Annotated in this window: 22 protein-coding genes and 1 tRNA gene; 3 read left to right on the top strand and 20 right to left on the bottom strand. The window is 65.3% G+C overall.

The annotated features are described in order from the left end of the window. Positions 1-88 precede the first annotated feature (88 nt). Positions 89-1,513: a PhoH family protein gene (locus SBP01_RS05845; RefSeq protein WP_320537820.1), complete on the bottom strand. Its 1,425-nt coding sequence runs from the start codon at positions 1,511-1,513 to the stop codon at positions 89-91. A 283-nt stretch (positions 1,514-1,796) separates the two neighbouring features. Then, positions 1,797-2,558 carry an isoprenyl transferase gene (locus tag SBP01_RS05840; RefSeq protein ID WP_275212816.1) on the bottom strand — a complete coding sequence of 254 codons (762 nt, stop codon included), beginning with the start codon at positions 2,556-2,558 and terminating at the stop codon, positions 1,797-1,799. A 155-nt stretch (positions 2,559-2,713) separates the two neighbouring features. Here SBP01_RS05840 and trhA point away from each other — a divergent pair, with 155 nt between their 5' ends. Then, on the top strand, positions 2,714-3,433 hold the full coding sequence (trhA, locus tag SBP01_RS05835) for a PAQR family membrane homeostasis protein TrhA (RefSeq protein WP_275212668.1): 720 nt from the start codon (positions 2,714-2,716) through the stop codon (positions 3,431-3,433). On the opposite strand, the gene SBP01_RS05830 is transcribed toward trhA, so the two are convergent. The 4 genes from SBP01_RS05830 to mca all read right to left on the bottom strand — a co-directional run bounded on the left by SBP01_RS05830 (position 3,426) and on the right by mca (position 10,221). Beyond that, a complete protein-coding gene (locus SBP01_RS05830) occupies positions 3,426-5,660 on the bottom strand; it encodes a thioredoxin domain-containing protein (RefSeq protein ID WP_414004269.1) in 2,235 nt (744 codons plus the stop codon). The genes trhA and SBP01_RS05830 overlap by 8 nt on opposite strands. A gap of 209 nt (positions 5,661-5,869) precedes the next feature. Beyond that, positions 5,870-8,485 carry a rhomboid family intramembrane serine protease gene (locus tag SBP01_RS05825; RefSeq protein ID WP_320537818.1) on the bottom strand — a complete coding sequence of 872 codons (2,616 nt, stop codon included), beginning with the start codon at positions 8,483-8,485 and terminating at the stop codon, positions 5,870-5,872. A gap of 389 nt (positions 8,486-8,874) precedes the next feature. Continuing rightward, positions 8,875-9,201 carry a hypothetical protein gene (locus tag SBP01_RS05820; RefSeq protein ID WP_275212671.1) on the bottom strand — a complete coding sequence of 109 codons (327 nt, stop codon included), beginning with the start codon at positions 9,199-9,201 and terminating at the stop codon, positions 8,875-8,877. 114 nt (positions 9,202-9,315) lie between these two features. Beyond that, positions 9,316-10,221, bottom strand: coding sequence for a mycothiol conjugate amidase Mca (mca, locus tag SBP01_RS05815; protein ID WP_275212672.1), 906 nt, complete (start codon positions 10,219-10,221; stop codon positions 9,316-9,318). A 179-nt stretch (positions 10,222-10,400) separates the two neighbouring features. Here mca and SBP01_RS05810 point away from each other — a divergent pair, with 179 nt between their 5' ends. Both SBP01_RS05810 and greA read left to right on the top strand, forming a co-directional pair. Continuing rightward, positions 10,401-10,856, top strand: a complete 456-nt coding sequence (locus SBP01_RS05810) for a DUF4307 domain-containing protein (protein WP_275212673.1) — start codon at positions 10,401-10,403, stop codon at positions 10,854-10,856. 153 nt (positions 10,857-11,009) lie between these two features. Further along, positions 11,010-11,504: a transcription elongation factor GreA gene (gene greA, locus SBP01_RS05805; protein WP_275212674.1), complete on the top strand. Its 495-nt coding sequence runs from the start codon at positions 11,010-11,012 to the stop codon at positions 11,502-11,504. 51 nt (positions 11,505-11,555) lie between these two features. Here the strand turns inward: greA and SBP01_RS05800 are convergent, their stop codons facing one another. The 14 genes from SBP01_RS05800 to SBP01_RS05735 form a co-directional block, all read right to left on the bottom strand. After that, on the bottom strand, positions 11,556-12,173 hold the full coding sequence (locus tag SBP01_RS05800) for a rhomboid family intramembrane serine protease (protein WP_275212676.1): 618 nt from the start codon (positions 12,171-12,173) through the stop codon (positions 11,556-11,558). An 8-nt stretch (positions 12,174-12,181) separates the two neighbouring features. After that, positions 12,182-13,420 (bottom strand): threonine ammonia-lyase, encoded by a 1,239-nt coding sequence (gene ilvA, locus SBP01_RS05795; RefSeq protein ID WP_275212677.1) that lies wholly within the window; start codon positions 13,418-13,420, stop codon positions 12,182-12,184. A 47-nt stretch (positions 13,421-13,467) separates the two neighbouring features. After that, entirely contained in the window at positions 13,468-14,733 is a 1,266-nt protein-coding gene (locus SBP01_RS05790; RefSeq protein ID WP_275212678.1) for an AI-2E family transporter, read from the bottom strand. A 40-nt stretch (positions 14,734-14,773) separates the two neighbouring features. After that, entirely contained in the window at positions 14,774-15,733 is a 960-nt protein-coding gene (locus tag SBP01_RS05785; RefSeq protein WP_320537817.1) for an aldose 1-epimerase family protein, read from the bottom strand. 185 nt (positions 15,734-15,918) lie between these two features. Further along, complete coding sequence (locus SBP01_RS05780; RefSeq protein ID WP_275212680.1) at positions 15,919-16,827, bottom strand: Bax inhibitor-1/YccA family protein; 909 nt, start codon at positions 16,825-16,827, stop codon at positions 15,919-15,921. Between the two features lie 133 nt (positions 16,828-16,960). Continuing rightward, a complete protein-coding gene (locus SBP01_RS05775) occupies positions 16,961-17,668 on the bottom strand; it encodes an ABC transporter ATP-binding protein (protein WP_414004288.1) in 708 nt (235 codons plus the stop codon). After that, complete coding sequence (locus tag SBP01_RS05770) at positions 17,661-18,593, bottom strand: ABC transporter ATP-binding protein (RefSeq protein ID WP_414004268.1); 933 nt, start codon at positions 18,591-18,593, stop codon at positions 17,661-17,663. Before SBP01_RS05770 ends, SBP01_RS05775 begins: the two co-directional genes overlap by 8 nt. Next, positions 18,590-19,846 carry a branched-chain amino acid ABC transporter permease gene (locus tag SBP01_RS05765; RefSeq protein ID WP_320537816.1) on the bottom strand — a complete coding sequence of 419 codons (1,257 nt, stop codon included), beginning with the start codon at positions 19,844-19,846 and terminating at the stop codon, positions 18,590-18,592. Before SBP01_RS05765 ends, SBP01_RS05770 begins: the two co-directional genes overlap by 4 nt. After that, entirely contained in the window at positions 19,843-20,847 is a 1,005-nt protein-coding gene (locus SBP01_RS05760) for a branched-chain amino acid ABC transporter permease (protein WP_320537815.1), read from the bottom strand. Before SBP01_RS05760 ends, SBP01_RS05765 begins: the two co-directional genes overlap by 4 nt. Positions 20,848-20,934: 87 nt before the next feature. Then, entirely contained in the window at positions 20,935-22,167 is a 1,233-nt protein-coding gene (locus SBP01_RS05755) for a branched-chain amino acid ABC transporter substrate-binding protein (protein WP_320537814.1), read from the bottom strand. Between the two features lie 353 nt (positions 22,168-22,520). Continuing rightward, positions 22,521-22,594 (bottom strand) — tRNA-Leu (locus tag SBP01_RS05750). A 23-nt stretch (positions 22,595-22,617) separates the two neighbouring features. Then, a complete protein-coding gene (locus SBP01_RS05745; RefSeq protein ID WP_320537813.1) occupies positions 22,618-23,559 on the bottom strand; it encodes an N-acetyltransferase in 942 nt (313 codons plus the stop codon). 131 nt (positions 23,560-23,690) lie between these two features. Next, positions 23,691-25,187, bottom strand: a complete 1,497-nt coding sequence (locus SBP01_RS05740; protein ID WP_275212688.1) for an NAD(P)/FAD-dependent oxidoreductase — start codon at positions 25,185-25,187, stop codon at positions 23,691-23,693. 34 nt (positions 25,188-25,221) lie between these two features. Then, positions 25,222-26,616: a S8 family serine peptidase gene (locus tag SBP01_RS05735; protein ID WP_320537812.1), complete on the bottom strand. Its 1,395-nt coding sequence runs from the start codon at positions 26,614-26,616 to the stop codon at positions 25,222-25,224. Between the last annotated feature and the right edge of the window lie 10 nt (positions 26,617-26,626).

The following is a 26,626-nucleotide window of genomic DNA, read 5'->3' as shown; positions in this document are numbered from 1 at the left end:
GGGCTTGGCGCCGGGTGCGCCTTCCGGCAGCGTGCGTCAAAGGCGAGGAACGAGCCAGCACGCAGCGGAAGGGGCACCCGCGCGGACCCTAAATCTCAGCCCCTTCGAGCAGTTCCGTCACCAGCGCTGCGATGGGCGACCGTTCGGAGCGCGTCAGGGTGATGTGGCCGAACAGCGGGTGTCCTTTCAGGGTCTCGACGACGGCGGCGATGCCGTCGTGCCGGCCGACGCGCAGGTTGTCGCGCTGGGCGACGTCGTGGGTGAGGACGATCTTCGAGTTCTGGCCGATGCGGCTCATCACGGTGAGGAGGACGTTCTTCTCCAGTGACTGTGCCTCGTCCACAATGACGAACGCGTCGTGCAGGGAGCGGCCGCGGATGTGGGTCAGCGGCATGACTTCGAGCATGCCGCGGTCCATGACTTCTTCCACGACCTCCTGGCTGACCAGTGCGCCGAGGGTGTCAAACACGGCCTGCGCCCAGGGGTTCATTTTCTCCGACTCGGAGCCGGGCAGGTAACCGAGTTCCTGGCCGCCCACCGCGTAGAGGGGGCGGAAGACGATCACCTTGCGGTGCTCGCGGCGTTCCAGGACCGCTTCAAGGCCTGCGCAGAGGGCCAGCGCGGACTTGCCGGTGCCCGCCCGTCCGCCGATCGAGACGATGCCGACGGCGGGGTCCATCAGCAGGTCGATGGCCAGCCGCTGCTCCGCCGAGCGTCCGTGCAGCCCGAACACGTCACGGTCACCCTTGACCAGCCGGACCTGCTTATCGGCGCCCACCCGGCCGAGGGCCGAACCCCGGTTGGAGAGCAGCACCAGGCCGGTGTTGACCGGCATTTCTGCTGCCGCGGGGATGAAGACCGGCTCGTGGCCGTACAGGGTGTTGACTTCGTCTTCGCTGGCTTCCACCTCGGCAATGCCCGTCCAGCCGGAGTCCTGCACCAGTTCGTTGCGGTATTCGTCGGCTGTGAGCCCCATGGCGGAGGCTTTGACCCGCATGGGCAGGTCTTTGGACACCACCGTGACGTTCCGGCCTTCGTTGGCCAGGTTTTTGGCTACGGCCAGGATGCGGCTGTCATTGTCGCCGCTGCGGAATCCGAGGGGAAGCACGTCAGCGGAGATGTGGTTCAGTTCCACCATCAGAGTGCCGCCGCTGTCCCCGATGGGGATGGGGTGACTGAGGCCGCCGTGCTTCACCCGGAGGTCATCGAGCAGCCGGAGGGCCTTGCGGGCAAAGTAGCCCAGCTCGGGATCGTGCCGTTTCCCCTCAAGTTCGCTGATCACAACAATGGGGACGATGACCTCGTGCTCCGCAAAGCGCAGCAGGGCGCGCGGGTCGGAGAGCAGGACGGAGGTGTCAATGACAAAGCTGCTGATGGTGGCTTCCCTTCCGGAGACGGCAAAACCGGCCGCAGCTTCAGTGGCTGCACCGGTTTTTGAGGTAGCTCGCGTGGCGCGAGAGGTAGCTTTCTGTCCCTCGGAAACAACCTCGGGCAGTAGTTCAGAAGTAGCCACATCGACTCCAGCCCCGGGCACATGCCCGGAATTGTTATTGGTGAGGCGGTTCGGCCTGAAGGCCGGACGCGGCCTCCCATACAACCGGTGCGAAAATCCGCTCCATGTACTGGCCTCCCCGAACAGCCGGCGGTTTTGCCTGCTGATGGTTACAACGTAAATCCACCGCCAGTAATTTCCGAAATCCTCGGTCGGCGATTCCTGTTACCGGATTGTGAACACCGCGTGAACGGGTGCGACGGCGGGCTTCCCGTCAGGGTACCGGCGGGCGGGCAGGCGCGTCTCAGGTGCCGAAGCGCCGCTGCCGTCCGGCATAGTCGCGCAGTGCCCGCAGGAAATCGACTTTCCGGAACGCCGGCCACAAGGCCTCGCAGAAGTAGAACTCGCTATAGGCGCTTTGCCACATGAGGAAACCGGAGAGCCGCTGCTCTCCGGAGGTCCTGATGACCAGATCGGGATCGGGCTGGCCGCGGGTGTACAGGAAGCGCGAAATGTCGTCCACGGTGAGGCTGTCCGCGAGCGCGGAGATGTCGGACCCCTTGGCGACGGCGTCGTGCAGCAGTTCCCGGACGGCGTCCACGATCTCGCGGCGGCCCCCATAGCCCACGGCAACGTTGACGTGGATCTTTTCCTGCACCGGCGTCCGGGCCGTCAGCTTGTTGAGCCGTTCGGCGAGGTAGTCGGGAAGCAGTTCGGGGGCTCCCATGGCGTTCACCGAAATGTTGGCATCCTCGTCGAGCCGGTCCAGGGTGTTGGCGATGATCCCCATCAGGAGGTCCAGCTCCTCGCTGGAGCGGCTCATGTTGTCCGTGGAAAGCATGTACAGCGTGACCACTTTGACGCCGAGCTCCTGGCACCAGCCGAGGAATTCGTGAATTTTGTCGGCCCCGGCCTGGTGGCCCTGGCTGGTGGGCGCGTTGAACTGTTTGGCCCAGCGGCGGTTGCCGTCCACCATCACGCCGATGTGCTTGGGGATGCGGCCGCCGGTCAGCTCCCGGAGCAGCCGTCTCTCGTAGAAGCCGTAAAGGAACCCGCCCAATTCCACGAGGAGACTCACCTGACTTCCGCTATTGTTCGACGGCATTGCACATCCTAGGCTACCGCCCGCGGGCGGGCCGTACGCGCCGTCGCGGGGGCGTCCCGGGCCTCGCACCCTATTACCGGTGAGTAACTTATGGCGCCGGAGGATATTCTGGAGGCATGAACAGCCAGACTCCCGACGCCGGACGCGCACCCGGAACGGACGGCCACAGCCCGGTGGATGACGCCGCGGTGCGGCTGGCCGAACTCCTGATGATCAAGCCCAAGTGGCGCGGATGGATCCATACCGTCGCTGCGCCGCTGGCGCTGGTCGCGGGGATCATCCTGGTGGTGGTGGCCCCCACGACGGACCGCAAGATCACCTCGGCCATCTACGCCGCCACGGGCGTCCTGCTTTTTGGCGTCAGCGCCGTCTATCACCGCGGAAACTGGTCTCCCCGCGTCAAAATGGTCCTCAAACGGCTGGACCACACCAACATCATGCTGGTCATCGCAGGCAGCTACACGCCGCTTGCCTGGTCCTTGCTCGAGCAGCCCAAAGCCGTCCTGTTGCTCTGGGTCATCTGGTCCGGCGCGATCCTCGGAGTCCTCTTCCGTCTCCTGTGGACGGACGCGCCGCGCTGGCTGTACGTTCCCATCTACATCGCGCTCGGTTGCGGGTCACTGTTCTATCTGCCGGAGTTCTTCTCCGCCAGCGTCCCTGCCGCCGTCCTGATCTGTGTGGGCGGTGTCCTGTACATCACCGGCGCGGTGTTCTATGCACTCAAGAAGCCCAACTTCAGCTACCGGCATTTCGGCTTCCACGAACTCTTTCACGCGCTGACTGTCTTTGCCTTCGGCGCCCATTTCGCGGCCATCCTGATCGCCGTCCTCAGCTGACCGGGCCTGCGCCCGTCATCAGTTCGAGTCGCGCCCGCAGGTCCCCGGGCGTTGCCACGGGGCGTTCACACACCATGTTCCGGCACAGGTACGCCAACGGGGATCCGTCCGGGCCGGCCGGCCTGCCCGCCAGCAGCGGTACTGCAACCGTCGCATCCGGGATGGGCTCCACTCCGGAAGGAGCGCCCGACGGCGGGACTTCCGCGCCGCCGTCGTCCTCCACTGCGATCACCAGGCCGGGGCTGGCTGACCTGAGCAGCTCCAGGTGGAGTTCGGTGCGCCGGGGACCGGGCGGCCCCACAACGGCGGCTTCCACCGGCCCGGCGAGGGCTGCCTGGGCGGTCGCCAGGAGCCAGCCGGCCACCCGCGGCGCACGGGCCGCCAGTGGCGGGACGAGCGCCAGGACCTGCGAGGCCAGGGCCCGGTGCTCCGCGGATCCGGAAAGCGCTGCATAAGTGAGAAGGACGCCCGCGAACGCCGCGGCGCCACTGGGCGTGGCATTATCGAACGGATCCAGGCCTGCCTGGCCGCCCTGCGCCGCCCGGACCTGGCCGTCTCCCCCGGCCGTGTCCACCAGGCGCCCGTCAACCACGAAGCGGCTGCCGGCCGCGTGCACCAGCCGCTCGGCAAACTGGTACCAGCGTGTCCGGCCCGTGGCGGCGTAGAGGGCAAACATCCCCTCGGCGCAAAAGGCGTAGTCTTCCAGCAACCCGCCGATGCCACGGGCCGTTCCGGCGTGCGAGACCCGGATCAGTGCGCGGTCAGCTGCCTGCCAGTGGACGCGTTCGAGGTAGGCGGCGATGGATTCGGCCGCTGCCACAAACTCCTTGCGGCCCAGCACCGCCCCGGCTTCCGCGAGCGCGGCGACGGCGAGCCCGTTCCAGCCGGCCACCACCTTGTCATCCCGCGCCGGCTGGGGCCGCTGGTTCCTGGCCGTCAGCAGGGCCGGACGGACCCGGGTCCACAGCTCCGCCTCGGCACCCTCCAGGCGCCGTGCGGGGTGCAATGGTGAGCCGTACCCGGAGACGGTGCCCACCGGCCCGACGTTCATAAGTCGGCCTGCGGCCGCGCCGTCCTCCTCGCCCAGGACCTCTTGCAGGCCTTCAACGGTCCACAGGTAGGCGGCCCCTTCATGATGTTCGCCATCCACCAGGGAGTCGGCGTCCAGGGATGAGGCCAGCGCAAAGCCGGCGCCGCCTGTGTCCCCGACCGTGCCGAGGCCCAGCGAGTCCAGCAGCCACTGCGCGGTGCGGACGGCCACGTCCGCGGCTTCCTCCGCCGGGAACACCTCGTTGCCGCCCAGGCGCACCCAGTGGACATAGTCACGGAGCAGCTGGGCGTTGTCGTACAGCATCTTTTCGAAGTGCGGGACGGACCAGTCGCGGGTCACCGAGTACCGGGCAAAGCCGCCCTCCAGCTGGTCAAACAGCGCCGAGCGGGCCATGACCGCCAGCGTCCGGCCCGCCATGTCCCGCGCCGCATCCGCGGTGTCCGAGGGCACCGCGGCGTGCCTGATCAGGAATTCCAGTACCGCCGACGGCGGGAATTTCGGGGCGGCGCCGAAACCGCCGTCGGTCATGTCCTCAGACCGGGCCAGCGCCGCCACGGCGGCGGGAAGGAGATCCGGGTCAAGCAGGGGTGGCGGACCGGACACCGTCACGGCGGCTGAGAGTTGCGCGTCGCCCAGGCTTTGGGCCAGGGACGCTGCGTTCCGTTCCACCGCATCACGCCGCTCCCGCCATGCTTCCTGGACCGCTTCGAGCACCTGCCGGAAGGAGGGCCGTCCGGGCATCGGGCGGGGCGGGAAATAGGTGCCGGCGTGGAAGGCAAGTCCTTCGGGCGTGAGGAAGACGGACATCGGCCAGCCGCCCTCCCCGCTGATGGCCTGCGTGGCGGCCATGTACACCGCGTCCACATCGGGCCGTTCTTCCCGGTCCACCTTCACGGGAACGAAGTGCGCGTTCAGGTAGTCTGCGGTTTCCTGGTCCTCAAACGACTCATGGGCCATGACGTGGCACCAGTGGCAGGCTGCGTAACCGATCGAGAGGAACACCGGCACGTCCCGTGCAGCGGCGGCGGCGAACGCAGCCTGCCCGTACGGCTGCCAGTGCACCGGGTTGCCCGCGTGCTGGCGCAGATACGCCGACGGTTCGGCGGCCAGGGTGTTGGAGCCGCCCGGAACTCCCGGCGGAACGGCTTGATCGGGTTGGCTCGTCACTTGGTACATGTCCCTTCATCCTGCGGCATTCAGGTGACGGGAGGACTCGATGAGCCCACCACGACCTCTGCCGTCCGGGGCGGCACTCCTGCGCCAGGAACCGTGCCCCTCACCACAGTCTACGAAAGTACCGTGGTTCAGTTGATGGCGGATTGGGCTATGGCTGCGGGGGCAGCAGGCGGGCTTCAGGGCCGGGTACTTTCATGGGCCCGGTACTTTCATGGGCCGGGTACTTTCACGGGCCGGGTACTTTCACGGGCAGGGGCCGCAGGCTTCTCACTGCCCCGCAGTATGCGGCGCGCCAGTGTCAGGCTTTCTCCGAGGGTGACCGCCGGGAGGTAGGCGCGCGTGACGGCGTTGGCGATGGTGGGGAGGGCGGCGGCGTCGGGGTAAAGCATGTACAGCGGCACATACCGGGGCTGGAATTTGGCTTTGAAGGCCAGCAGCGACCTGAAGCCGTAGATCGGTTCCAGGGTCGCACCCAACCAGTTGAGCAACCGTTCCAGGCCTCCTGCCCCGGGCGGCGCGGCGGTGGTTGGGCGGGGGTCGTCGGCGCTGGCCCAGGCCAGCGGCGCCCCCGAAAGGCTGATGTACTCATAGCCTTCCTTCTTGAGGCTGAGCACGGCGGAAGCGATGAGAAATTCGGTGGCGGGGCGGAAGCCGTTGCTGCGGCGGCGCATGAAGTCCAGGGTCCAGCCATTGATGTTTCCGTTCCGGTAGACCGGCAGCCAGGAGGCGAGTGCGTGAACAAGATGATGATCGTCGACGGCGATCAGGCACCGGACCTCGGGGTCTTTGAGTTCGTCGAGGCTTCCCAGGGTAAAGCCCATTTCCGGTATCTTTTTGTCCGCGACCCATTCCTCGGAAATCTCCTGGATTTGCGCCTGGATGGTCAGCGGAGCGGTGCTGTAGGTTATCCATTCCGCCCGGACGCCCGCTTTAGCCGCGTTGTTCATCGCGGTACGGATGTCCTGGAATTTTTTTCCTTGGAAGGACACCGAATCCAGGGGAAGAACGGTCTCCTGGGCCACCTGCACCGCGTCCCATCCGAGCGAAGCCGCATGATCCCGCATGGTCCTGTCCACGGAGTAGAAGCACGGAGTCCATCCTTGCTCACGGCATAGCCTGGCAAAATCGGCGAGCGCCTTTCCGTTGCCGGTTTCCGGCCCGACCGGCCCACCGAGTGTCAGCGCGACTCCTGAGATGACCCGGTAGGCAATGAAAGTCTCGCTGGTGGTGGAGAACCAATAAGTGTTGCCGGCCCACATCGTCATCCACGATAAGGACCCTCCCCCGTGTTTGGTGAGGATGGCACGGGCACGGTCTGCGCCCCGGTTCCGGACCGGATCCGGACGCAGGAAGGATTTAACCATCAGCACACCGGTGATGGCCCAGAAGATGACCCCGACGCCCTCATACAGCAGGACCGCGGCCGGGCTCTGGGGAAGGAATGCCGGGGCCACGCCCACGATGTAGGCCAGGGGAAGAAACCTGTCCGGAACGTTGGCAAGCAGCTCAGCCGGATCTGGAACCGGGGAGAAATCCTGGGCCAGGGCAAGCCCTGCGCCGACGTACACGCTGCCCAGGACAGCTGCCGTGCCAGCAAGGCGAATGCCGAGGCGGCGATAGGTGCCTGGCGGGGCGGCGACGGGGAAAAGCTTTCGGGTCATGAGCAACAGGACGGTCAAAACCAGGGGCAGCAGAAGGGGCAACAGCGCAGTGATCGGGTGCAGAGATGCGCTTCTTCCCACGGCGGCACCGATCCCGCCGGCGGCGCGGGTGTCCGGCGTCGAATGCTGAAGGATTCCGGTGATGGTGATGACCGCCAGGACGGACAGACTGAGCTGAATCAGCACCGACGCGGCCCAGGCGAACCGCCGTCCGCGCCTCAGGCCATCCGCGAGCAACAGCAGCAGAAATGAGGGAAGGATCGCCATGAAGATGCCGCCGGCGCCGGCGCGCTGTTGAAGCCGGGCTGAAGCACATGCCTTGCCCTGACCCGGGTCGCTGCACAGGATCTGAAGCGAATCGGGATCCACCGGCTGGATGTTGGTGAAGAGGAACCGCAGGACGGACAAAGGACCGGCCGCGTGCGGAACCAAACCGGCCACCACGGGCCCCACCGCCGAGACCGCCACGAGAAGCCCTATCAGGACCCGGCCTTCGTGCCGGGAACTGACCGGGCGCGCGAGATGGGTCCGCCGCCGGACCATAAGCGGTCCCAGAACTGCTCCCGCACAGGCCGCAGCGAGCCGCACCAGATCGGCGAATCCTCCGCTGTAGAGGGCCAGCAGCAACAGTAGGGCGAAGACCACCACGCGAATCCGCCGCCGCCAAAGAGTGGGCATCGCCGTCGTTGCGGCGATGCCGATTCCGGCAATGAATGCACTGGGACCGATAAAATGGTGGCCGCTCATTTCCCGCGCCCAGCTCCCCATCACAGCCCGGACAACGGTCACAAAACCAACGGCCGCGGCAATACCCAGGACCTGAAATAACAAGGCGGACGCAGCAAATCGGAGGCTTCCCATCCGCCGCTCCAAGGGGATACCGACCCCGAGCACCAAAATGGTTGCCACAACGTAGCCCGCCAGGTTCCTTTCCCAGAACGCTGACGTGAGCAGAGTCCACCAGTGCGGCGCGATTGAATGCGCGGTGGCAGCCACCTGCGAACGGAGCGCACGGGCCGGTCCGGAAAAGAGGCTGAAAGACAGTGCACCGGCCGCCCAGAAGACGGCGACGAAACCCAACGTAACCGGGGCCGTGCGTATGAGGCCATGGAAGTGCCGGAGCGCCGGGCGGCGGGTCGCGGCCGTGCGCCACAATGTCTGCACGTGCGGCGCTCCTTTCATGGACCCCCGACTGGCTGCCCGGCCAGGACCACGGTCCGGACCGGACGTCGTGCTATGCGCGCATCACGGCTTCCTCATCCACCGGACGCGGGCGTCCACGGACTCAAAAAACGTCACGGATATTCCTTTTAAGGCGCGTTTGGCTCTGGCGGGGCTGGGAGATGGCCTGTGCACGGAAGGGCTCCCGCCTCGCCGGTACCCCCTAGTGAACGACCAGGCGACCCCTTGTCGCACGAGTAGGCGATACTCGTTCCTTGCGGAACCAATACCTGCCGCCCTCAACCGGAGACTGGTGCGGGCCGTGGGCGGGCGTTCCCGGGGGTCTACGCGGTTTGCGGCCGGGAGCGGAGGGCTGGTCAGTTCGGCCGGGCCTATTCCGGTGTGTCGGAACGATCCTCGGCGGGTTGGCGGCGGTGATCCACAGGCTGCCGGACCTCACCCGCTTCAAGGTCCGCCGCCTCAATGTCTGCCGCCTCGGCTGCTGCCTGGCGCTCTTCTTCCACCTGGCCCCGGTACCGGACCCGGCGGATGCGCCGCACCATGTCCACAATCAGCAAGGCGGTGGCAAGGACAAAAAAGGCCGTCATGATGAAGCCCAACAGCCCCGGAGTGACCTGGTCCTCGGAAATGCCTTCCCGCAGACTTGGCGTGGGCATGGGCGTGGGTGTGGTGGCCAGAGCCAGGAGCAAGTAATGCACGGTTTAACCTTCTATGGAAACTGGTGGCAGCCGGCGGCGGTTTCCGCACCCGGGCCCGCCGGACCCGGGAACATCCCACTGCTCTTCTACACGGCATAGAATAATCTGCCGCATCTATCTTAGCCCGGCGAACAGATCCTTTTCCGGGAAGGTGGCCGGAACCTTGGTTTCGATTAGCGAGTAGTCTTCCCACGGCCACACCCGGCGTTGCATGTCAGCCGACACGGCAAAGAAGAACCCCAGCGGATCCACCTGGGTACGGTGGGCCCGCAGCGCGTCGTCGCGCGCCTCAAAGTAGTCGCCGCAATCAATCTGGGTAGTGGTGGGGTGGCCGCCCGGCGGCGGGGTATGACCCTCGGCGTCGGCTTCGAGCCACGCGGCCAGGCGCTCCGCGTACGGGGACTGCAGCCCGGCTTCCTCGAGGGCAAAGTGCAAGGCACGGAACCGTGCCGGGTTGAAGGCGCGGTCGTAGTAGAGCTTGCTGGGCTGCCAGGCCGGGCCCGTCCCCGGGTACCGGTCGGGGTCACCGGCAGCGGCGAAGGCCTCCACGGCCACGCGGTGGGCCATGATGTGGTCCGGGTGCGGGTATCCCCCGTTTTCGTCATAGCTGACCATGACATGCGGCTTGAAGTCCCGGACCAGCCGCACCAGGGGCGCCGCGGCGCGCGGCAGCGGCTGCAACGCGAACGAGCCGGGCGGCAAGGGCGGCAACGGGTCGCCCTCGGGCAGCCCCGAATCCATGAACCCCAGCCAGCGCTGCTTGATGCCCAGGATCTTGGCGGCCTGATTCATCTCCAGCCGCCGGGCACCCGCCATGTCCCGTTTTGGATGGGGGTCCCCCTCCACCGCAGGGTTCTGGATATCTCCGCGGGAGCCATCCGTGCAGGTGGCCACCATAACGTCCACACCGGCAGCAGCGTACATGGCCATGGTGGCGGCACCCTTGCTGGACTCGTCATCCGGGTGCGCATGAACGGCGAGCAGACGGAGCGGAGCCGGGCTGTGAGTGGACGCTGTCATCGAAGGACGGCTCCTTATTCTTCTGGTGCTGGCATTTCGGCCACTTGGCTTGACGGGCTGCGGAACATGTGACGGCTGATACTGGAAGGCGGGCACTGAAACACCCTCAACCCACGCACGGACCGGCTGCATGATCCCGCGGGGACGGGCACGGTCCGGATCCGAACTAAACTGGACTGGTGACGTCCCAGGATCAGCCCGCCGTGTCCCCGCCTGCAGACACTAGCCTAGTCAATCGTTATGGCGGTCAAAAGCGGCCCCTTTCCCGCAAGGCCAAACGCGGCATCGCAGTGGCCCTCCTGGCTGCCGGCGTCGGTTTTATGGCCTGGGTCTCCACCTCCTCTGCTTCGGGGGTGACGTTCAAGGACATTGGCTTCAGTACGCCCGACGCCACCCAGGCTGAGGTTGATTTCCAGGTCACCAGGGAACCCGGCACGGCCGTCAAGTGCGCAGTGAAGGCCCTGGATTCCAAGTTCGCCGTGGTGGGCTGGAAAGTGGTGGACATCCCGCCGGGGCAAGCGGACAAAACGGCTGACGGCGGCCGGACAGTGGCGCAGCGGGTGGCGGTTCGGACCGAGTCAGCGTCCGTCTCCGGGGTGGTGGATAACTGCTGGATTCCGGGTGACGGAAAGTAGCATCATGTGATCTGCGCCGCATCCCCGTTGGGATATCTCCACAGTATTGACTACAATGGAGCAACACCCTTTACCCCGCTGAGCTGGTTACTGCGTTCCACAAGTGGCCACCGTGGCGGGGTCTTTTGCATGTTCGACCATTAGGAGAAGTCCGTGTCTACCACCAACAGCGCGCCTGCAGCCTGGCTCACCCAGGAAGCTTTTGACCGCCTGAAGGCAGAGCTGGACCACCTTTCCGGCGCAGGCCGTGCGGAGATTGTCCAGAAGATCGAGTCTGCCCGCCAGGAGGGCGACCTCAAGGAAAACGGCGGCTACCACGCGGCCAAGGAGGAACAGGGAAAGATTGAAGCCCGGATCCGCCAGCTGACGGTGCTTCTGCGCGATGCCCACGTGGGGGAAGCCCCGGCCGATGACGGCATCGTTGAGCCCGGCATGCTGGTAGTTGCGAAGATCGCCGGGGATGAAGAGACGTTCCTGCTGGGATCCCGTGAAATCGCCGGCGACTCTGACCTGGATGTATTCAGCGAGAAGTCGCCCCTTGGTGCCGCAATCGTCGGTCACAAAGAGGGCGAGACCCTCAGCTACACCGCTCCGAACGGCAAGGACATTTCGGTGGAGATCATCTCCGCCAAGCCGTACAAAGGCTGATTTCCACCCGCTTCAGCCTCAAACGCAGCTCAGCTTCAACGCCGGTCCCCGTCAGGGGGCCGGCGTTTTGGTTTCCCTGGGCCGCAGCAGAAGGGCAGCAGCCACCCCGCCCACCGCCCCGCCGAGGTGAGCCTGCCAGGAGACGAAGCCGCCCATGACTGGCAGGACGCCCAGCAGGATGCCGCCGTAGACCATAAACAGAACCACGGCGAGCAGGATTTGGCGCCAGCTGCCGTTGAAGAAACCACGGACCAGGAGGAAGGCGAACAGCCCGAACACCAGGCCTGAGGCTCCCACGGTGATGCCGCCGTCGCCAATCATCCAGACCGTCAGGCCGGAACCCAGCCAGCTGAATGCCAACGCAGTCAGGAACACCCGCAGCCCCGAGAGGAAGACCAGGAAGCCGAAAATGACCAGCGGAAGGGCGTTGGAGAGGAGATGGTTCATGTTGGCGTGCAGGAGCGGGAAAGTGAAGATATCCAGGAGCCCGTCAAGTGACCTGGGCCGCAGGCCAAAGGTCCTGTTCAGGGCGTGGAGGGTCAGCATATTGACCACTTCGATGACAAAGAGCAGGAACACAAAGCCGCCGGAGACCAGCAGCCCGCCCTTGGCGCGCGAAGCGGTGGTCTGCCTGCTCCTCGGTCGCCCGTCCCCCATCGCATCCAGCATGGCCGCTCCTAATGCACCACAATCGGCTGAAAGCCCTCGGCGCGGAGGGCGCCCAGGACCTGTTCACAATGTTCGTGGCCCTTGGTCTCGAGGTTAACGGTGATGGAGACGTCGCCCATGCTGATTGAGCCGCCCACCCGGGTGTGGTCCAGCCCGGTGACGTTGGCATCGTTTTCGGCAATGATTCGGGCGATCGTCGCCAGCGAGCCCGGCCGGTCATCGAGCATCATCCTCACGGTCATGTACCGGCCGGCGGCGGACAGGCCGCGCTGGATGACCTTGAGCATCAGCATCGGGTCGATATTGCCGCCGGACAGGATCACCGCCGTGGTGCCGGGGTTTTCGATCTTTCCGTCCATCAGCGCGGCCACCCCGACAGCCCCCGCGGGTTCCACCACCAGCTTTGCCCGTTCCAGCAGGAAGATCAGGGCACGCGCCAGCGAATCCTCACTCACGGTAACCACGTCATCCACCAGTTCGCGGATGATGCTGAACGGCAGCTGGCCGGGGCGGCCCACGGCGATGCCGTCAGCCATGGTGGAGACTTTCTTCAGCGGAACCAGCGCGTCAGCGGCCAGGGACGGCGGATAGGCCGCGGCGTTTTCAGCCTGCACGCCAATGATGCGGATCTCACGGCCCAGTTCGCGGGCTCTTTCCTTGACGGCCACGGCCACGCCGGCGAGCAGCCCGCCGCCGCCGACGCCCATCAGGATGGTGTCCACGTTGGGGATTTGTTCCAGGATTTCCAGCCCAACAGTGCCCTGGCCGGACACCACATCAACGTTGTCGAAGGGGTGCACAAAGACCATGCCGGATTCGTCCGCATAGCGCTGCGCCTCGGCAAGGGCCTCGTCCACGTTGTGCCCGTGGAGTACCACCTCGGCGCCGTGGCTGCGGGTGGCGGCCAGCTTGGGCAGCGCCACGCCCAGGGGCATGTAGATGCGGGCCTTGATGCCGAGTGCTTTGGCCGCCACAGCCACGCCCTGGGCGTGGTTACCGGCCGATGCGGCCACAACGCCGCGCTTTTTCTCCTCAGCGGACAGCTTTGCCATCCGCACGTAGGCGCCGCGGACCTTGAAGGAACCGGCCCGCTGCAGGTTTTCACATTTGAAAAAGACCTCGCCGCCCACCATGCTCCCGAGGGCCCGTGATGATTCCACCGGTGTCCGCGTAATAATCCCGTCGAGCAGCTTCTGCGCCTCAAGGACATCGTCCAGCGTGACGGGAAGGGTATCGAGGGTGTTCACGGACTGTTCTCCTTGGGTGGGTTCGGCTCCGGCGGCCGGCAGGCTGGTCAGGCCTTGCCCTCCGGATTGGATGCGTCTGTGCTGGCTGCGGCCTCCTCGCCACGGAAGGACCGGACGTCCGGCGGCCGGACTTCCCTGATGGTGTCATCAGTGTCCGGGCCAAGCGTCACTGGCCCTTCGGGGGTTACCAGCACTTGTTCATGTTCCCACGTTCTGGCAGCGATGTATCGAATTGCGGTGTTTGCTACGGCAAGAATAGGCACTGAGAACAGCGCCCCGGGGATGCCTGCCAGGTAAGATCCGGCCGCCACACTGAGGATGACCGCCACCGGATGCAGGGATACAGCCTTGCCCATGACCAAGGGTTGCAGGATGTGGCTCTCCAGCTGCTGGACCAGGAGCACGATGGCCAGCATGATCAGGGCGTTGACCGGGCCGTTGGCCACGAGCGCCAGCAGGACGGCGATGGCGCCGGTAACGAGTGCGCCGACCACCGGGATGAACGAACCAATGAACACGAGTACGCTCAGCGGCAGGGCCAGCGGAACCCCGATAATGGCGGCTCCCACGCCGATCCCCACCGCGTCCACGAAGGCGACAAACATCTGGATCCGCGCATAGCTGACCATGGAGGCCCAGCCTTTGCGTCCTGCGCCGAACGCGGCGGCGCGGGCCTTCTTCGGCAGCAGCCGCACAATGAAGGCCCAGATCCGGTCGCCCTCCAGCAGGAAGAATATGAGGATGAAAAGGGCCAGCACCAGGCCTGCGGCGAAGTGCCCGGCCGTGCTGCCGAAGGACAGCGCTCCGCTGAGGATGCTGCTGCTGTTGTTTTGCAGGGCAGAGGTAGCTTCCTTAAGGTACTGGTCGATCTGGTCCGCCGTGAGGTGAAGCGGTCCGTCGGCGAGCCAGTCCTGGATCTGTTGCACGCCTGCCAGGGCCTGGGACCACAGTTCGTCGAAGCCCGAAATCAATTGACGTCCAACGAGGGCAAGCGCACCCACGATCAGGCCTAGGAAGCCGAGCACGGTGATGGCCACGGCGGCACCGTTCGGCAGCCGTTTGCTGCGCAACCAGCGCACCACGGGGCTCAGCAGCCCGGCAAGGAGCGCTGCCACCATGACCGGAATGATCAGGAAGCTGATCCGGCTGAGCAGCCAGATCAGGGCGCCGCCCACCACCAGGATGAGCCCGACGCGCCAGGCCCACGAGGCCGCGATGCGGACCCCGTAGGGAATGTCCTGCTCGAGCTCCCGGTCCGCCCGGATGCGCGGCGGCATTGAAGTGGATGGGGTGGCGTCCTCAGCTGGCGTCATAACCTAATACTTCCTCAGCTCCGGCCCTTATGCGAAACGACTACCCGGCACCGTCCAACACGGCATCGATCCCCCAGGTCATGGTGAAGGACCCGTCCGCCGGCAGCCACCGCAGTCCGTCGCCGGAGTTGAAGGCGTTGGCGGGACCGGTCATGGGTTCGATGGCGACGGCCTTGGACCGCCCCGGCAGTTCGGTTGTCACAAAAACGTGCACGTAGCCGCACGCTTCGTCCTGCCACAGCGACACACTGCGCCCGTCGGCGGCCGAGAGCGTGTGGCGCGCCGCACCGCCGTCGAACGTCAGGTCAGTCAGTGCCACATCAATGTCAAGGTCCCCGACCCGCTGGCCCGCGCGGAAGTCGCTGTCCCCGCTGACCGGCTCCGAGCTGCGCGGAATCAGCCGCGCATCCGCCACCAGGCGGCTTTCCGCAGCGACAGTCAGGACCAGGTTCTCCACGTCCGCGTCACCCAGCCGCAGGTACGGGTGCGCCCCCAGCACGAACGGCGCGGGGACGGCGGAGTCGTTGATCAGGGTCTGCCTGACTTCCAGGCCCAGATCCTCCGTCAGCAGGTACTGCACGCGGTGCCGGACCAGGAAGGGATAACCGTGCTGGGGGAACACCGTCGCCTCCAGGGTCACCGAATACTGCGACTCATCAACGAGGTTGTAGGCGGAGTTGCGGAGCAGCCCGTGGCTGGCGTTGTTCCGCGAAACCTCGGTGATGTCGAGCTGCTGCTTCTTGCCGTTGAGGTACCAGATCCCGTCCTCTACCCTGTTTGCCCAGGGGGCCAGAGTGATTCCGGCGGCTCCGGGAGAAATTTCGGCATCCCCATACGTCTCCGTGAGTTGCACACCGCCGCGGCTGTACAGCCGGAGCCCGGCCGCCAGTTCGGTGACCACCGCAAGGGCATCAGCCCTGCGGATCTCATACTGACGGCCCGTGGCATATTTATGGGGCCCGGAGGCAGCGCTGGCGTCCGGGGCTGTACTGGAGGTCATGAGCACCACCGTACAGGGGCTCTCCCGGCTGCTGCCACGGCGAAACACCCCACGCCCTGCAAGGGTTCGCCGGAACCCTCACGGCCGGGTACAAAAACGACAGGGCTCCCGCACGTGCGCGCGGCACTGTGCGGGAGCCCTCCCGTAGTGGTGGGTGCTGACGACGGCGGTATCCCGCCCGGGTGCTAGTCGTCGCCCCGCAGAATGGCCAGGAGGCGGATGATTTCCACGTACAGCCACACCAGGGTGACAGTCAGACCGAACGCCGCGGTCCAGGAGAACCGCTGCGGGGCGCCGTTCCTGACGCCGGCCTCAATGCTGGTGAAGTCCATGACCAGGGAGAACGCCGCCAGGCCGATGGCGAGGACGCCGATGGCCACGCCGATGACGCCGCTGCGGAGACCGAACGGTTCGGTGGTCAGACCGGTCAGCATCATGACGAGGTTGACCACAGAGAAGAGCGCGTAACCCACCATGGCGATCATAAAGAAGCGCATGGCCTTGGGTGTCGCGCGGACCTTCCCGCTCTTGAACAGGACCAGGGTTACGGCAAACACGGACAGCGTGCCAATGACGGCCTGCAGGCCCACGCCCGGGTACATCGTGTCCAGCACGCGGGTGAGGCCGCCGAGGAACAGGCCTTCCAGCCCGGCGTAGGCGAGGATCAGGGCCGGTGAGGGCTGCTTCTTGAAGGTGTTCACCATCGCCAGGACGAAACCGCCCAGCGCGCCGACAATCATCAGCATGCTGGCAAGCCCCATGCTGACGAACATGGTGACGGCGGCCCCCACCAGAAGGACACCGAGGCAGGCGGCAGTCTTGACGATGACGTCGTCGAACGTCATCCGGCCGGTGTCGGCCGGACCCGCAGCGGGCTGGTTGTACATCTGCTGCAGTTGTTCGGTGGTCATGCCCTGCTGGGCGTAACCGGCCTGGCCATCCATGACCTGGCCGGGAGCACGGCCGAAGGCCTGCTGTCCATAGGGCTGCTGACCGTACTGGCCCTGCCCGTAAGGCGCCTGCGGGACACGCGGTGCCTGCGTTGCTCCACGGAAGTTCTTTCCGTTGAAGATCGGGTTTCCGCCAAGTGCCATTGCTGGTGTCCTCCAAGTAAGGGGTTGATTCTGAACCTTTAAGGTTCACGTTACCAATTACCACGCACCCGGGCAGCGATAAGTTCCCTCTTCAGATGGCTCGAGACCCAACCGTGATCCGGCCGGCCCGCTTTCAGCCCACGCCCAGGTACGCCTCCTTGATGGCCGGATTCGCCAGCAGCTCCTTTCCGGTGCCGCTGTGGGTGATCTCGCCCGTCTCCAGGACGAAGGCGCGGTGGGCGCCGGCCAGTGCCTGGTTGGCGTTCTGTTCGACCATCAGAACCGTGGTCCCCTGGTTGTTGATCTCCTTGATGATCTTGAAAATCTGGCGGATGAACTGCGGTGCCAGTCCCATGGAGGGCTCGTCAAGGAGAAGCAGTTTGGGATCGGACATCAGGGCCCGGCCGATCGCCAGCATCTGCTGCTCGCCGCCGGACATGGTGCCGCCGTACTGTTTGATCCGTTCCTTCAGGCGGGGAAAGAGGTCAAACACCCGCTCCAGATCCTGCGGCACGCCGCTTCTGTCCTTCCTGCCGAAGGTTCCCATGTCCAAATTTTCCATGACCGTCATTCCGGGGAAGATCCCGCGACCCTCCGGGGCCTGGGAAATACCGCGGACCACCCGGATATGCGCCTTCATCCTGGTGATGTCCTCACCGGCAAAGGTGATCTTGCCGGCCGAGGGGTTAAGGATTCCGGAGATGGTTTTCATTGTGGTTGTCTTACCGGCCCCGTTGGCGCCGATCAGGGAAACCACTTCCCCCTCGTTGACCGTGAAGGACATGTCCCGGATGGCGCGGATGCGCCCGTAGTGGACAGAAATCCCTTCAACTTCAAGCAACGTCATCTTCGGGCTCCCCCAGGTAGGCCGCAACAACCCGCGGATCTTCACGAATGGCCCGTGGCAGGCCGTCGGCAATCTTCTTGCCGAATTCCAGGACAACAATCCGGTCCGTTACACCCATGACCAGCTTCATATCGTGCTCAATGAGCAGCACCGTGTAGCCCTCGTCGCGGATGGTCCGGATCAGGGCCATCAGCTCTTCCTTTTCCGCCGGGTTGAAGCCTGCGGCCGGCTCGTCCAGGCACAGGACCTTTGGATCCGTGGCCAGCGCCCGGGCGATCTCCAGGCGGCGCTGATACCCGTAGGGAAGGTGGCGGGACAGAAAGTGCGCGTGGTCGGCAATCCCCACAAAATCGAGCAGGGCCATGCCGCGTTCGATCGCCGATTTTTCCTCCCTGATGTGGGTGGGCAACCTCAGCAGCGCGCCGCCGACGCTGGTGCGGTGGCGGGCGTCCAGGCCGACCACGACGTTTTCCAGGGCTGTCATCTCGCCGAAGAGGCGGATGTTCTGGAAGGTGCGTGAAAGCCCCAGCCTGGTGATCTTGTGCTGCTTCAGCCCGTTGATGACCTGGCCTTCGAGGACCACCTGCCCGCTGGTGGGCTTGTACACCCCGGTCATGGCGTTGAAGCAGGTGGTCTTACCGGCTCCGTTGGGCCCGATCAGCCCAAGGATCTCTCCCCGCTTGATGTCGAAGCTGATGTTGTCCAGCGCCACCAGCCCGCCGAACTTGATGGTGAGGTTTTTCACCTCCACGATGTTCTCGCCCACTTTGGCGGTGATTTCCCGGTCCGGCGCCACCATTTCGGCAAGCTCCGCCTCAACCCCCGCATCGGCCAGTGCTGCCACATCAGGTCCGGGCTGTACCCCCGCTTCCGTTGCCGCCGCATGCTTCGCTCCGCCCGTGGCGTTCTGCTCGCTCATGCCTGTGCTCCTTTCTCACTGGCCGGTCCGGGCCGTGCACCGGCCCCGGGTGGCGCGGCGGGCGATGACGGGCCGGCACCTTCCTTGCTGGCTATCTTTTTGTAGGCCGTCCGCCCATAGGCGAGCAGCCGCTGCCGGGCGGGCAGCAGGCCCTGGGATCGGAAGATCATAATGAGGACCAGGGCGATGCCGAAAATGAGGTACTTGTATTCCGCGATCGCGGTAAAGCGCAACGGAATGTAGCTCACCAGGGCGCCGCCGAGAATAGCTCCGACCTTGTTGCCTGCCCCGCCGAGGACCACCGCGGCAAGGAACAGGATGGAGGTGGTGACGTCGAATTTCTGGTTGTTCACGAACCCCACCTGGCCCGCAAACAGGGCACCCGAGAGTCCGCCGATGGCCGCCCCGATGGCGAACGCCCACACTTTGTATTTGAACGTGGGCACGCCCATGATTTCTGCTGCGTCCTCATCCTCCCGGATGGCAATCCAGGCGCGGCCCACGCGGCTGCGCTCAAGGTTGCCCACCAGCAGCGTGATGATGATGATGATGGTCAGTGTCAGCCAGTACCAGGGCACGCCGTTGGAGTTGGAAAAGATGGGGGTGCCGTCAGCCTCGGTGCCAGGAGGATGGCCAACGTTCTGAAACCCCACCTGGCCCTTCATGGCCGGAATGAGCGTGGCAAGGATGCGGACAATCTCGCCGAACCCCAGGGTGACGATCGCCAGGTAGTCGCCGCGTAGCCGGAGGGTGGGAACGCCCAGGACCACGCCAAAGAACATGGTCACGGCCATGGCAACCGGGATGGTCCACAGGTACGGGATGTGCAGGAACGGCGAGTCCGGGCTGGTCAGCATGGCTGCGCAGTAGGATCCAACGGCGAAGAAGGCCACATACCCAAGGTCCAGCAGGCCGGCGTAGCCCACCACCACGTTCAGTCCGACGGCGATGAGCGCGAACCGTGCCATGTCGAAGCAGGCCAGGGCGAAGTTGTTGCCCGGCTCTGTGGTGATGATGGGCGGGTTGATGAGCGGCAGCAGGTAGGCCAGGACCACAACCACAATAAGGAACGCCCATTGCTGTTGGCGGGACAGGGCATTCCACCGCTCGCCCCAGGATCCGAAAATCCCGCGGCGGCCGCGCTTTTCCGGCGTGACGCTGCTTCCGGGTCCGATGGTTTCGGCCTCGCGTTCCGCCGCGGCCTGGGCCGATGCTGCCTCCGGAAGCGGGGTGGGTCCGTCTATCATGCTCATGCTTTGCTCCTTCCCAGGGCAGTGCCGAGAATTCCCTGCGGTCGCAGCAGGAGGACCAGGACCAGGACCACGAAGGCCACCACGTCGGTCCACTGCGAATTTCCGAGCAGGATCTGGCCATAGTTGCCGATGAGGCCCAGGAGCAGACCGCCCAGGAGCGCACCCCGGACATTGCCGATGCCGCCCAGGACAGCGGCTGCGAACGCCTTGATGCCCAGAACGAAGCCGCCGCTGTACTGCACCCCGGAGGGGATTTTCATAACGTAGAACAGTGCCGCGGCTCCGGCAAGCAGGCCACCGATCACAAAGGTGGTGATGATGATGCGTTCTTTATTGACGCCCATGAGCGTCGCGGTGTCAGGGTCCTGGGCTACGGCACGGATGCCGCGGCCGGTCCGCGATTTCCGGATAAAGCGCTCGGTTGCCACCATCATGATCACGGCGGCGATGATGATGACCAGCTGCTGGGAATCCACGATGGTTCCGAAGATATCGAAGATGGGGGTGGGCCGGAACATGGTCAGTGCCAGCTCCGGGCTGGGACCGCGCCACAGGTAGATCAGGTACTGGATGGTGAACGATGCTCCGATGGCGGTAATCAGGAAGACGAGGCGCGGGGCGTTTCGCTTCCGGAGCGGCTTGTAGGCCACGCGCTCAAGGACGAAAGCTGTCAGGGCGGACGCAACCATGGCCACCACCAGGGCAAGGATGAGGTTCAGGATGATGGCCCAGATGTCCAGCCGCGGGACCGACGGGCCGAAGCCCAAGCCGCTGAGGGTGAAGAAGACTGCGTAGCAGCCCACGATGAATACTTCCGAGTGCGCAAAGTTGATGAGATTCAGGACGCCGTAGACCAACGTGTAGCCCAGCGCCACGAGTGCGTAAATGGCACCGAACGTCAGTCCGTCAAACGTTGCGCTCCAGAAATTCTCCATGAGGGACGGGACGTCGAAAGAGATCCAGTCGTTTTCCAGCGGCAGGTGGACGAGGAGTGGGAGCATCAGGACTTCCTGTCAGGCGTTAGGTCAGGAAAAGGCTGTGGGGCCGGCTAATGCTGGCCCCACAGCCGGTTTACTCTAAGGCGGCGACTACTCGCCGATTGGTCCAATCGGAACGATCTTGCCGTTCTCGACCTTGTAGCCGTACACAGTCGGTGCCTGGAGCTCGCCCTTGGCGTCCCACTTGTAGTGCTTGCTCAGGCCGTCCTTGTCATAGGTCTTGACCCAGGACAGAAGGTCGGCCCGGGACTGCTTACCGGCGTCGATACCCGACAGGAGCACCGTAGCCGCGTCGTAGCCCTCGATGGAATAGGTTCCCGGCTCGGCGCCCTTCGAGACTTCCTTATAGGCAGAGGCGAAATCGGGAATCAGTTCGCCAGGGATGCACGGGCAGGTGAAGTACGCGTTGTTGGAAGCGTCACCGGCCTGCTTGATGAACTGATCATCCTTCACACCATCAGGTGCCACGAAGGTGCCGGTGAACCCCTTGCCCGAGAGCTGCTGGTCGAACGGTGCGCCCTCAGCGTAGTAGCCGGAGTAGAACACAGCATCGGCCTTGGCGTTCATGATCTTGGAGATCACTGCCGAGAAGTCCTTCTGGCCGGTGGTGACCTTCTCGGTCCCGACCAGTGCACTGCCGAGCCCGGCGGAGGTTGACGTGCCAAGTCCGATGCCGTAATCGGAGTCGTCCTGAACGAGGTAAACCTTCTTGGCGCCCAGCTTGCCGGTCAGGAACTTGGCGGCAGCCGGGCCCTGGACGGCGTCGTTACCCAGGCCGCGGAAGAACGTGGTCCAGCCGTTCTCAGTAAGGCCGGGGTTGGTTGCGGACGGGGTGATGTGCACCAGGCCCTTCTGCTCGAAAATGTTGCCGGTCGCCTTGGACTCCCCCGAGAACGGGAGACCGATGACGCCCACAATCTCGGGTTCACTGACCAGCTGGGTGACAGGGCCGGTGGCCTTGTTGGGGTCACCTTCCGTGTCGAACTTCTTGAACTGGACCTGGCAGCCGGGGTTTGCGGCATTGTGCTGGTTGATGGCCAGCTGGATGCCGTTGAAGATGTTCACACCGAGCTGGGCATTCGCTCCGGTCTGTGCGCCTGCGTACGCCAACGTCGTTGTTGCGGCACAGGTCGCTTTGCCGTCGCCCTTCGGCAGGACAGCACCGGAAGGCACATCCACCTTGGAAATTGCCGGAATGTTCACCTTGCCGGAGGCTCCGGAGGTTTCGCTGGGGGCGGGGCCGGCCTGATTGGCACAACCCGAGAGGGTCAGGGTGAGGGTGGCTGCCGCCGCCCACGCCGTGATGACTTTCTTTCGGTACATTTATTTACCTTCCGAGCCGGATTATCTCGACTGCTGCGGATGACCGAGGCAGCTTACGCGTACTTCCGAAATTGTTTCCTGAGACTACTCCCAAAAGTGTGTCGTGAAACACATTGCCGGGAGGGTGTGGCGAAAACTGGATGCGAACGTGGATCAGGGGCTCCTGATTTAGCTTCAAAATAATGCAAATATGCCGCGGATATAAGTGACTGAGGTCACATCCTTATAACAGTAGTTGCATATGCGAAATCAAGCCGTCACCAGGAGGCGTGAGGGTAGCCGGCCGGTCCGGCCTCTGGAGGCGCCGGTGGAGGCAGGCAGGCGCGCAGGAGGGTGCCTTAAAAGAGAGTGTGTACCCCAGGTGGGACTCGAACCCACAACACGCGGATTTTAAGTCCGCTGCCTCTGCCAATTGGGCTACTGGGGCGCCCGGTCAATGGTATCCCGTGATCAGCCTGCCAGTGGTGCGGCATACCGGAAAGTGCCATGGACTCCGCCGGGCCAAAGTGCCAGCGGCAGCAGTTGGAACTTCTCGCCCCAGGACTCATCCGGCGGCAGGACGCCGAAGGAGGCTGCCGGGACGAACCCGAACCGGGCGTAGTACTCGGGGCTGCCCAGCAGCGCAATGCCGCCCTCCCCCGCTGCGTTGGCCCGGGCAATCGTGTCCTTCATCAGTGCGGTGCCGATGCCGTGCCGCTGGAGTCGGGGCGTGACGCCAATGGGTCCGAGCCCCAGCAGTCCGTAGTCACCCGCCCAACCGCGGGTGCTGATGACGTGGCCCACCACTTCACCCGCCAGCTCCGCCACCACACTGAATTCAGGCAGGTACTCGGCGCAGTCGAAGAGCCGGCGCAGCATGTCAACTTCAAGCGGTTCGCCCTCCACCGCCAGGCCGGTGACCGGCGAGACGGCGAATGCTTCGGCTGTCAGCGCGAGGATCCTGTCCCTGTCCGCGGGCGTCCCGTTCCGGAGGACCAGCTCCGGCTTCGGCTGGTTCAGGCTGGCAGCTGACAATTCATGGAGGACTTCGAGGGCGCGCGGCGCGTCCGCTACCGGCACCAGCAGGTGGTCGTGGTGAAGCCCCGCCAGCACGTTGCAGCTGATCCTGGCATCCGTCAGCGCCTTTCCGACGGCCGCCGTCAGCCCAATAGCGTCCAGTTCAGAGTGCACCTGCAGGGTGATCCAGGCACCCACGAAGTCGTAGGGAAGACCCAAACCATCCGCGGCCTCGCGCGGCAGGACCACCGCGAGGCCCTCGGCTTCCCGCACCAATGCCTGGATTTCAGGATCCAGCGGCCTGCCGTGCGGCCACAGGACGCAGACATATTCGCCGTCCCGGAGCACGGGGTGCAGCGTTGCGAGCAGGGCCTGGAGGTTGGTTTCGCCAGTCATCCTGACAGTCTAAAAGGAAGGGCGCCGAAGGCAGACTTGCCGGGCCACGCAAAACGGCGGCCGTCCCCCGGAAGGGGCGGCCGCCGTCGGGCGTTATCTCGGTGCAGCAGGAGGCTGCGGTACCGAAGACGCTACTTGGCGTCTGCGGTGACTGACTGCTTGGGATCCACGCTGGTGGCGGCGGCAGAACCGGGCTTTGCCGCGCCGGCTGAGGCCTCAGGGGCAGCCGGCGCAGCCACGGGGGCGGCGGCAGGCTTGGGCGCCGGGGTGGCGGCCGCCACGAACGCTCCGCGCGGGTTGTCCAGGTCGATCAGCTGCGTGGTATCGCGGCCCATGAAGAATGCCAGGATCCAGCCCATGATCACGCGGACCTTGCGCTCCACGGTGGGCATGGCCATGCCGTGGTAGCCGCGGTGTGCCAGCCACGCCAGCGGGCCCTTGAGCCCGATGCGGCCGATGAGGTTGATGTTGGCGACACCCTTCCACTCACCGAATCCGGCCACGGCGCCAAGGTTCTTGTGCTTGTAGTCCTTCAGCGGCTTGTCCCAGCGGGAAGCCCACAGGTTCTTGGCGAGGCGCTTGGCCTGGCGAAGTGCGTGCTGGGCGTTGGGGACGCAGGTGCCATCCGGCAGGCCGCTGCCCGAAAGGTCCGGCACGGCGGCGATGTCGCCGGCAGCCCAGGCGTTCTCAACGATGCCTTCGTCGCCGGAGATACGCAGGTCCGGGAGGACGCGGACGCGGCCGCGGGGCTCCAGCGGGAAGTCGGAGGAACGGATCATCGGGTTGGCCTGCACGCCGGCAGTCCAGACCAGCGTGTCGGCTTCAAATTCCTGGGCGAGGGTCTTGTCCGGGAGGTTGATGAGCTTCAGGGCGCCTTCGGCGCTGTCCAGCGAGGTGTTCAGCAGGACCTCGATGCCGCGGCTGCGAAGGTGCTCCACTACCCATTCGGCCTGGGGTGCGGTGACCTCGGGCATGATGCGGCCCATGGCTTCAACCAGGACGAAGCGGACTTCCTCCTGCTTGATGCGTGGGTTGTTCCGCACAGCGGCGCGCGCCAGGTCTTCCATTTCGGTGATGCACTCGATGCCGGCGAAGCCGCCACCGACCACAACGAAGGTCAGGGCCTTGGCGCGGGCGGCAGGGTCCGTGATGGTGGAGGCGGCTTCGATCCGCTCCAGCACCTTGTTGCGCAGGGCCACAGCCTCTTCGATGGTCTTCAGGCCGATGCCCTTGTCCGCGAGGCCCTTGATGGGGAACGTGCGGGTGATGGCGCCTGCGGAGACCACGATGTCAAAGTACGGGACTTCAATGTGGGGTCCGCCGTCCGCAGGTGCCACGACGGCGGTGCGGTTGGCGTGGTCGATGGAGGTGACGCTGCCCTGGATGAGTTCAGTCTGTTTCAGGTGCTGACGGTGGGACACCACGGCGTGGCGGGCCTCGATGTTGCCGCCGGCAACTTCGGGCAGGAAGGGCTGGTAAGTCATGTAGGGCAGTGGATCCACGAGGGTGACGATGCCACCGGCATTCGCGATCTTCTTCTGCAGTTTGAGTGCTACGTACAGGCCGACGTACCCGCCGCCGACGACGAGTACCCTGGGACGGTCCTGGAGCTCTGGGGTGGTTGCCATTTCTCAAGGATACAGTAGTTTGTGAAAATCTTCACTAACTGTGTTGGCCTTGGGAATCCGCGGTATCGAGGGCTCCGGTGTCCGGATCGTCCCGGGCCAGGCGCGGGTCCTTGGCGGCCCGGCGCAACTGGAACGCGGCCACGGCGATGATCACCACAAACAGCAACGCTGAACCGATGACCACCGCGGCGCTGATGGCGCTGTCCCGCTGCGAGGGAGGCACCACTGCGGGCACCGTGGGGTCGGGCAGGGTGGGAACGGCGCTGGCAACGTCGGCGCTGGGAAGCGGGGCAGGCGTGGCCAGGTTCCCGCGGCGGTGCACCCGGATCCAGTCGGCAATGGAGCCCAGCGGGTTGGCCGCCGTTTCCGGTACCGAATCCTTCAGCGCTCCCTCGGCGTTCAGCACGCCATAGCCGTACAGCGGGTCCTTCCCGGCGGGGCCGGCGTCCCTGGCGGTGCTCACAATCCGGTTGATGACCTGCTTCGCGCTCATGGCCGGCCACTTGGACCTGACCAGGGCTGCCACCCCGGCCACGATCGGAGCAGCGCCCGAGGTGCCGGCCCACTCGGCATAGCCGCCGCCGGGCAGACCGCCCTGGAGGTTCTCTGCCGGGGCGGCCACGCCGATACTGATCCCTTGCGAGGACGAGTCGACGCTCGCCACGCCCTTGCGGTCCAGGCCGGCGACGGTCAGGACGCCGGGAATGGTGGCAGGGGCGCCCACCTGGAGGTTGCCGCCCACCCGGTTTCCGGCAGCGGCAACGATCACCACGTCTTTCTGTTCGGCATACAGGAAAGCAGCGTCCCAGCTCTGGGGCCACTGCGGCGTCGTGCTGCCCAGGGAGATGTTGATGACCCCGGCACCGTTATCCACGGCCCAGCGGACGGCCTCGGGAATCTGGTCCTGGTCGCTCTTGCCCGCGGGGTTTGCAGATCCCAGCCAGGTGGAGACGGACAGGATCTCCGCCTCCGGCGCCACGCCCACAATGCCGTCCGGACCAACAGCTGACGGGCTGGTGGCCGGTGGCGGGGTGGCGCCGGGTGTGGGCGTGGGCGTGGGGGGCTGGTGGCCGCGGCCGGCCAGCATAGTGGCTACCAGCGTGCCGTGTTCGGGCTTGACACCGAGGGTCTTCTGCCCGTTGGCGGTGCCTGCCCCGGAGGCGTCATACCCGCCGGTGACTGCCCCTTTCAGGTCCGGGTGGCCCGCGTCCACGCCGCTGTCGATCACGGCGACTTTGACGCCGGCGCCCTTGGAGACGTCCCAGGCCTTCGTGATCCCGGATTCGTCCAGCCAGTACTGTTTGTCGCGCACGTCGTCCGCCTGGGCGGCGGGCGCCAGCACCAGGCCTGAGGCCAGGCTGACGCCTGCAAGGGTTATCGCCAGGAGCGAGGAGGCGGTCCGGCGGAACCGGGCTGTTGCTCTGGTCATCTGGATTCCC

This window comes from Pseudarthrobacter sp. IC2-21, from assembly GCF_034048115.1.
GTDB classification, from domain to species: domain Bacteria; phylum Actinomycetota; class Actinomycetes; order Actinomycetales; family Micrococcaceae; genus Arthrobacter; species Arthrobacter naphthalenicus.
The sequence above is the reverse complement of the archived record's forward strand: the minus strand, read 5'-3'. Positions and strand labels throughout refer to the sequence as shown.